Source organism: Sandarakinorhabdus sp., from assembly GCF_032115815.1.
Taxonomy (GTDB): Bacteria; Pseudomonadota; Alphaproteobacteria; order Sphingomonadales; family Sphingomonadaceae; genus Sandarakinorhabdus.
Genome location: NZ_JAUMBI010000032.1, coordinates 55829 through 62641, shown reverse-complemented (window position 1 = coordinate 62641; position 6813 = coordinate 55829). Strand labels below are relative to the sequence as shown.

The following is a 6813-nucleotide window of genomic DNA, read 5'->3' as shown; positions in this document are numbered from 1 at the left end:
GCTTGGCAGCGGCAAGTGGAAAGAACTGATCACACGCTACCTGCAAAGCCTTGGCAGCGGTGCTGTGGGCGAACCCATAAACCTTCAGGCCTTCTTCGCGGATGCGTTTGGCAAGGCTGGTGAAATCTCCATCCGAGGTGACGATGCAGAATCCATCCACCGACCTTTTGTGCAGGAAATCCATGGCATCAACAGCTAGAGCAATGTCGCTTGCGTTCTTTCCGGCAGAAGTGTGCCCATTCTGGTGAGCAGAGCCTCCGTGTTCGCTGATGACTTTCGGCCATTCCTTCACGCCGTCGCGAGTGAAGTCGCCATAAACGCGCCGAATGATCGGATTGCCTAACTTGTGGACGTGCGCGAAAAGGTTGGCGGCATCTTTTGCCGGAATGTTTTCGCCATCAATTAGGACTGCAAGCCGCAGCGTGCCACCATTACTGCTCATCTTCACAACCTGCACCTGTTGGCCCCGATGCCGCAAGGGGGCAAGCAAACTTGCCGCTGGGCCGGCTTTGCTCTAGGCGCAGCGCCCAAGGAGCAAGCTCATGACAGCGCGCACAGCCAGCATTTCCCGCGTGACCAAGGAAACCCAGGTCGAGGTGCATGTGAACCTTGACGGCAGCGGCACGTACGATGTGTCGACCGGCATTGGTTTCCTCGATCACATGCTGGAGCAACTGTCGCGGCACAGCCTGATCGATCTGACCGTGAAGACCACGGGCGATCTGCACATCGATGGCCACCACACCACGGAAGACACCGGCATCGCGCTGGGCGAAGCCGTGGCCAAGGCGCTGGGCGATCGGCGCGGCATCACGCGTTATGGCGATGCGCTGATCCCGATGGATGAAACGCTCACCCGGGTGGCGCTCGACATTTCGGGGCGGCCCTACCTGGTGTGGCGCACATCGTTCAGCCAGCCCAAGCTGGGCACGCTCGATACCGAGATGTTCAAGGAATTCTTTGCCGCCTTTGCCGGCAGCGCGGGCATCACGCTGCACATCGAGACGCTGTATGGGGTGAACAATCACCACATCGGCGAAAGCTGCTTCAAGGGCGTGGCGCGGGCGTTGCGCGCGGCCGTGGCGATTGATCCGCGCAAGAGCGATGCGATCCCCAGCACCAAGGGCACGTTGGGAGGCTCTGGCGCCGGTGCCTGATACGCTTGCGCTGGTTGATTATGGGGCCGGCAATTTGCGCTCTGCGGCGCGGGCGCTGGAGCGGGCGGGTGCGCGCGTGGTGGTGACCGATGATCCGGCGGTGATTGCGGGCGCCAGCCGCATCGTGTTGCCGGGCGTGGGTGCCTTTGCCCAGTGCATCGGCCAGCTGCGCGAGAAGTCCGGCATCGAAGCGGCGCTGAACGAAGCGGTGAACGGGCGCGGCGTGCCGTTCCTGGGCATTTGTGTGGGCATGCAATTGCTGGCCAGTGAAGGCCACGAGCATGGCGTGCACAAGGGCCTGGGTTGGCTGCCGGGCAAGGTCGAGCGACTGACGCCTTCGGACCCGACACTGAAGATTCCGCACATGGGCTGGAACCGCGTCGAAGCGGTGAACGGCGCTGAAGTGCCGTCGGGCGACGCCTATTTCGTGCACAGCTATGCCTTCACGCCTGAAGATGCGGCCGATGTGCAGGCGGTTTCCGATCACGGCGGGCGCTTTGCCGCCATCGTCAAGCGCGGCCATATCACTGGCGTGCAGTTCCACCCGGAAAAGAGCCAGGCTTACGGGCTGGCGTTCCTCTCCAATTGGCTGAAGTCATGATCATTTTCCCCGCCATCGATTTGAAGGGCGGCCAGTGCGTGCGGCTGGCCGAAGGCGACATGAACCGCGCCACCGTTTATGCTGATGATCCCGCCGCCCAAGCCGCGCTGTTCCGCAGCGCTGGCGCAACGCATCTGCATGTCGTCGATCTGGATGGCGCGTTCGCGGGCGATTCCCGCAATGCGGCTGGCGTCAAGGCGGCGCTGTCCGGCTTTGGCGGCGGCAAGGTGCAGGTTGGCGGCGGCATCCGCACCGCGGCGCATGTGGAGGGCTGGCTGGCGGCAGGCGTGTGGCGCGTGGTGATGGGCACGGCCGCTCTGGACAATCCCCATCTGGTTCGCGGCCTAGCCAAGGGTCATCCGGGCCGCATCGTCGTCGCAGTCGACGCGCGTGACGGCATGGTGGCGACGCGCGGTTGGGCTGACGTGTCGACGCTGCCGGTGGCTGAACTTGCGAAGCAGTTTGAAGACGCCGGCGTGGCGGCTGTGCTGTTCACCGACGTCGGCCGCGATGGCATGTTGAAGGGCGTGAACGTCGAAGCCACCGTGGCGCTGGCGGCGGCGACCAGCCTGCCGGTTATTGCCTCGGGCGGTGTGGCCTCCATCGCCGATATTCATGCGCTGATCGGCAAGCCCGGTATCGAAGGCGTCATCACGGGCCGCGCGCTTTACGACGGCCGGCTTGATCTGGCCGAGGCCATCAGGGTCGCGGCATGACACTGGCCGTCCGCATCATCCCCTGCCTTGATGTCGCCAATGGCCGCGTGGTGAAGGGCGTGAACTTCGTCGCTTTGCGCGATGCCGGCGATCCGGTGCAGGCGGCCGCGGCCTATGATGCGGCCGGGGCGGACGAACTCTGCTTCCTCGACATCACGGCCTCCCACGAAAACCGCGGCACATTGCTCGATATCGTCGAGCGCACCGCCGATCAGTGCTTCATGCCGCTCACTGTTGGTGGCGGCGTGCGTTCGGTGGAGGATGCGCGCGCGCTGCTGCTGGCCGGCGCCGACAAGGTGGCGGTGAACAGCGCCGCCGTCGCGCGCCCGGCGCTGATTGGCGAATTGGCCATGCGCTTCGGCGAACAATGCGTGGTGGTGGCGGTCGATGCCAAGGCCGTCGGCCCAGGCAAATGGGAAATCTTCACCCACGGTGGCCGCAAGGCGACCGGCATCGACGCGGTGGCCTATGCCATCGAAGCCGCGCGTCTGGGCGCCGGCGAAATCCTGCTCACCTCGATGGATCGCGACGGCACCAAGGCCGGTTACGATCTGGCGCTGACCCGGATGATTTCCGATGCGGTGCCGGTGCCGGTGGTGGCCTCGGGCGGGGTGGGCGGCGTCGCCGATCTTGTCAGCGGCGTGCGCGACGGCCATGCTTCGGCCGTGTTGGCGGCCTCCATCTTCCATTTCGGCGAAGTGACCGTGGCCCAGGCGCGCGCGGCGCTGGCAGACGCCGGGCTGCCGGTGCGGGAGGTGTTTCATGGAGCGCTTTGATCAGCTGCTGGCCACCATCATCGAACGGCGCAGCGGCGATCCGGCGACGTCTTACGTGGCCAAACTCACCGCCAAGGGCCGCGCCAAGATGGCGCAGAAACTCGGCGAGGAAGCCGTGGAAGTGGTGATCGCCGCAATGAGCGACGACAAGCCGGGCATGGTGTCGGAAAGCGCCGATCTGATGTTCCATCTGGCCGTGCTGCTGGCCGATGCCGGCCTGTCGTTCGACGACGTTCGCGCCGAACTGGCCCGCCGTGAGGGCGTTTCGGGCATCGACGAGAAGGCCAAAAGGTCGACGTAAGGAGGCCTCCGGCGGGCAGGGGCTGAGCCCCTGCACCCACTTTCGTTTTCGGGCTGTTCAAAACCAACGGGTGCAGGGTCCGCGACCTTGCCCGCCGGAGGCATTTTATTCACGCAATCCGGCTGAACGCCTTCAATCGTCTCGCCGTTGCTTGCGCCGCCGCTGCATCGCCCTTGGCCAGCACCGCCGCCAGTTCCAGCCCTTGCCGCTTCAGCAGTGCTTCAAACCCGTCCTGCGCGGGCAGGCTTTCCAGCCCCTTCAGCAGTCCGGCCGCGCGTGTGGCGTTGCCGGCGTCGAGATCGAGCAGGGTGATGGCAAAGAACACGCGGGTAGACGGCAGGCCCGGTGCCAGTTTCAGCGCCTGGGCGTAGCAGCGCTCCATCTCGGATTTCTTGGCGCCCAGTGCGGTGCCGGCGAGGAAGCTGCCCACGGTGGCGACCGCGCCGCCGTGCCAGCCGCCGAGTGCGCCCCACACCAGGCTGTTGTCGGGGTGGGCGGTTCGGATGGTTTCGAAGCGGCGGCGGGTTTCCTTGGCGAGGCCGATGCCGCGTGTGAGCTGCGCGCGGTAGGCGATGGCGACGGCCTTTTGCAGTTGCGCCGGCACGTTGGCGGGATCGCGGGCCAGTGCCTTGTCGAAATCGGATTCGGCTGCAGTGACGATGGCCAGCGCCCGGGTCTTGTCCGTCGTCTGATAGCCGGCGATGGCGAGTTGCGCCCGGCCCGACAGGATCAGGCTCTCCACCGTGTTCTCCGCCCGTCCCTCGCGCATAGCCCCAGCCCAATCGCCGGCGCGGAATTCATCGATGGCGGCGGCGCTGGCGGGGCTGGCCAGCGCCAGAAGCAGGGCGAAGAGGGGTTTGGACATGCTGTTTCCCGCTTGGAGAGGCTGAACTTGTCGGCAATACTCCACGTTCATGCCAGAACGGCAGCTTAATCCCAGCACGCGGAGATGACGCAGATGAGCGATTTTTCGGGCAAATCGGTGATGGTGCTGGGCGGCAGCCGGGGAATTGGGGCGGCGATCGTGCGCCATTTCACGAAAGCCGGCGCGAATGTCTCCTTCAGCTATTCCGGTTCACCCGATGCGGCGGCAGCAGTTTCGGCCGAAACGGGCGCCACGGCGGTGATGGCCGACAGCGCCAACCGCGACGAACTGATTGCCGCGGTGGCGGCGGCAGGCGCGCTCGACATTATGGTAATCAACGCCGGCGTGGGCATCATGGGCGATCCGCTGACGACGAATCCCGATGCCGTTGACCGGCTGATCGATATCAATGTGCGTGCGGTCTATTTTGCTGGGGTCGAAGCTGGCCGCCAGATGCACGACAATGGCCGGATCGTCATCATCGGTTCGATCAGCGGTGATCGCGCGCCGTGGCCCGGCGGTACGGCCTATGGGATGTCCAAATCCGCCGTGCAGGGCATCGGCCGCGGCCTGGCGCGCGATTTCGGTGCGCGCGGCATCACCGTCAACGTGGTGCAGCCAGGCCCGGTCGACACCGACATGAACCCGGCGAACGGCCCGATGGCCAAAATGATGCATTCCGGCATGGCTATCAAACGCCACGCCACGGCTGATGAAGTGGCCTCGCTGGTGCTTTATCTCGCCAGCCCGGCCGCCGCGATGATTACCGGGACGACACAGACGATTGATGGCGGGGCGGGGATTTAATCCGCCAGCGCGTCCGCGATCAGCGCCCGGCTTTGTGCCAGGCCATAAAGCGCGATGAAGCCGCCCATGCGGGGGCCATTCTGGCTGCCGATGAGGATTTCATAGAGCGCCTTGAACCAGTCGCGCAGGTTTTCGTAGCCGGCGGCCTTGCCGGCTTCGTAGACTTCGAACTGGTAGGCTTCGGCGTCCCCGTCTGCGCCCACGGCGGCCAGACGCGCATCGAGATCGCGCAGGGCGGCGGCTTCGGTTTCGGTGGGTGCGCGGCGGTTGAGGCCGGGGACGACGAAATCGCGGGCATAGGCAGCGGCGTGATGGACCAGCCGGTCGAGCATCGGGTGGGATTCCGGGCTGGAGCCGGGGGCATAGCGCTTCACGAAGCCCCACAGCCGCGCCGGATCGTCGGTGGCGGCGACCGAGGCGAGGTTGAGCAGCAATGAGAAGCTCACCGGCAGCGCGTGGCTGGGCGGCTTGCCTTCGTGGATATGGTGCACCGGGTTGCCGAGCTGCTGTTCGATCGGCTGTTCCGGGTAACGGCTGAGGAAATCGGCATAATCCTCGATAGCGCGCGGGATCACGTCGTAATGCAGGCGCTTGGCCTTGCGCGGGCTTTGGAACATGTAGAGCGCCAGGCTTTCGGGCGGGCCGTAATCCAGCCATTGTTCGATGGTCAGGCCGTTGCCCTTGGACTTCGAAATCTTGGCGCCTTCGCCATCGAGGAACAGCTCGTAATTGAAGCCGGCGGGTGGGTTGCCGCCGAGCGCGCGGACGATCTTGCCGGAGAGCATGACGCTGTCGATCAGATCCTTGCCGGCCATTTCGTAATCGACGCCCAGCGCCAGCCAGCGCATGGCCCAATCGACCTTCCACTGCAGCTTGCAATGGCCGCCGGTGACGGGAACGGTAACGGTGTCGTTGGTGCCGGGGCGGACGTAGGAGACCGTTCCTGCCGCGACGTCGCGGGCGATGATCGGCACCTGCAGCACATGGCCGGAAACCGGATCAACCGGCAGGAACGGCGAGTAGGTGGCGCGGCGCTCGGGGCCGAGGGTGGGCAGGATGATGCCCATCACGTCGTCATAATGCGCCAGAATGCGCAGCAGCGTCGCATCGAACATGCCGCTGGCGTAGCATTCGGTGGACGACAGGAACTCGTAATCGAACCCGAACGAATCGAGGAAAGCCCGCAGGCGAGCGTTGTTGTGGGCGCCAAAGCTGCTGTGCGTGCCGAACGGGTCGCGCACCTGGGTCAGTGGCTTGCCGAGGTCTTCGCGCAGCATTTCGGGGTTGGGGATGCCATCCGGCACCTTGCGCAGCCCGTCCATGTCGTCGGAAAAGGCGATCAGGCGCGTCTTCACGCCCGGCACCAGCGCTTCGAAGGCGCGGCGAACCATGGTGGTGCGCACCACTTCGCCAAAGGTGCCGATGTGCGGCAGGCCCGATGGGCCATAACCGGTTTCAAAGATCACCGCGTGGCCGGCCGGCACGCCGTTCGGATAGCGCGCCAGCACCTTGCGGGCTTCCTCGAAGGGCCAGGCCTTGTTCTCAAGAGCGGCGGCTTGCAGGGTTTCGGTGGTGATGGTCATGGCTTTT

General features: G+C 65.2%; 9 protein-coding genes. 6 read left to right on the top strand and 3 right to left on the bottom strand.

The window, feature by feature from the left end; all coding sequences use genetic code 11:
• The coding region (locus tag RT662_RS01885; protein ID WP_313668679.1) for an NYN domain-containing protein at positions 1 to 442 on the bottom strand (442 nt) is incomplete at its 3' end.
• A gap of 100 nt (positions 443 to 542) precedes the next feature.
• Between RT662_RS01885 and hisB the strand changes: the two genes are divergently transcribed.
• Genes hisB through RT662_RS01860 form a run of 5 tightly spaced genes read left to right on the top strand, consistent with a single transcriptional unit; the run spans position 543 to position 3551 of the window.
• Positions 543 to 1157 carry an imidazoleglycerol-phosphate dehydratase HisB gene (gene hisB / locus RT662_RS01880; RefSeq protein ID WP_303781622.1) on the top strand — a complete coding sequence of 205 codons (615 nt, stop codon included), beginning with the start codon at positions 543 to 545 and terminating at the stop codon, positions 1155 to 1157.
• On the top strand, positions 1150 to 1758 hold the full coding sequence (gene hisH / locus RT662_RS01875; RefSeq protein ID WP_313668677.1) for an imidazole glycerol phosphate synthase subunit HisH: 609 nt from the start codon (positions 1150 to 1152) through the stop codon (positions 1756 to 1758). Before hisB ends, hisH begins: the two co-directional genes overlap by 8 nt.
• On the top strand, positions 1755 to 2474 hold the full coding sequence (gene hisA / locus RT662_RS01870) for a 1-(5-phosphoribosyl)-5-[(5-phosphoribosylamino)methylideneamino]imidazole-4-carboxamide isomerase (RefSeq protein WP_313668675.1): 720 nt from the start codon (positions 1755 to 1757) through the stop codon (positions 2472 to 2474). The genes hisH and hisA overlap by 4 nt, the downstream gene beginning before the upstream one ends.
• The gene (gene hisF / locus RT662_RS01865) at positions 2471 to 3250 is read left to right on the top strand and encodes an imidazole glycerol phosphate synthase subunit HisF (RefSeq protein ID WP_273461162.1); all 780 of its coding nucleotides are present in this window, start codon (positions 2471 to 2473) and stop codon (positions 3248 to 3250) included. Before hisA ends, hisF begins: the two co-directional genes overlap by 4 nt.
• Entirely contained in the window at positions 3237 to 3551 is a 315-nt protein-coding gene (locus RT662_RS01860; protein WP_313668673.1) for a phosphoribosyl-ATP diphosphatase, read from the top strand. The genes hisF and RT662_RS01860 overlap by 14 nt, the downstream gene beginning before the upstream one ends.
• Before the next feature lie 109 nt (positions 3552 to 3660).
• On the opposite strand, the gene RT662_RS01855 is transcribed toward RT662_RS01860, so the two are convergent.
• Positions 3661 to 4416: a hypothetical protein gene (locus RT662_RS01855; protein ID WP_313668671.1), complete on the bottom strand. Its 756-nt coding sequence runs from the start codon at positions 4414 to 4416 to the stop codon at positions 3661 to 3663.
• A gap of 93 nt (positions 4417 to 4509) precedes the next feature.
• Here RT662_RS01855 and bdcA point away from each other — a divergent pair, with 93 nt between their 5' ends.
• Positions 4510 to 5223 carry an SDR family oxidoreductase gene (gene bdcA / locus RT662_RS01850; RefSeq protein ID WP_313668686.1) on the top strand — a complete coding sequence of 238 codons (714 nt, stop codon included), beginning with the start codon at positions 4510 to 4512 and terminating at the stop codon, positions 5221 to 5223.
• Here bdcA and RT662_RS01845 read toward each other — a convergent pair.
• Positions 5220 to 6806: a lysine--tRNA ligase gene (locus tag RT662_RS01845; RefSeq protein ID WP_313668669.1), complete on the bottom strand. Its 1587-nt coding sequence runs from the start codon at positions 6804 to 6806 to the stop codon at positions 5220 to 5222. The genes bdcA and RT662_RS01845 overlap by 4 nt on opposite strands.
• Between the last annotated feature and the right edge of the window lie 7 nt (positions 6807 to 6813).

Bases quoted from the DNA above. Each gene is read 5' to 3' on its own strand.
- hisB (WP_303781622.1), top strand. From the start codon at position 543: ATGACAGCGCGCACAGCCAGCATTTCCCGCGTGACCAAGGAAACCCAG.
- hisA (WP_313668675.1), top strand. From the start codon at position 1,755: ATGATCATTTTCCCCGCCATCGATTTGAAGGGCGGCCAGTGCGTGCGG.
- hisF (WP_273461162.1), top strand. From the start codon at position 2,471: ATGACACTGGCCGTCCGCATCATCCCCTGCCTTGATGTCGCCAATGGC.
- RT662_RS01860 (WP_313668673.1), top strand. From the start codon at position 3,237: ATGGAGCGCTTTGATCAGCTGCTGGCCACCATCATCGAACGGCGCAGC.
- RT662_RS01855 (WP_313668671.1), bottom strand. From the start codon at position 4,416: ATGTCCAAACCCCTCTTCGCCCTGCTTCTGGCGCTGGCCAGCCCCGCC.
- bdcA (WP_313668686.1), top strand. From the start codon at position 4,510: ATGAGCGATTTTTCGGGCAAATCGGTGATGGTGCTGGGCGGCAGCCGG.
- RT662_RS01845 (WP_313668669.1), bottom strand. From the start codon at position 6,806: ATGACCATCACCACCGAAACCCTGCAAGCCGCCGCTCTTGAGAACAAG.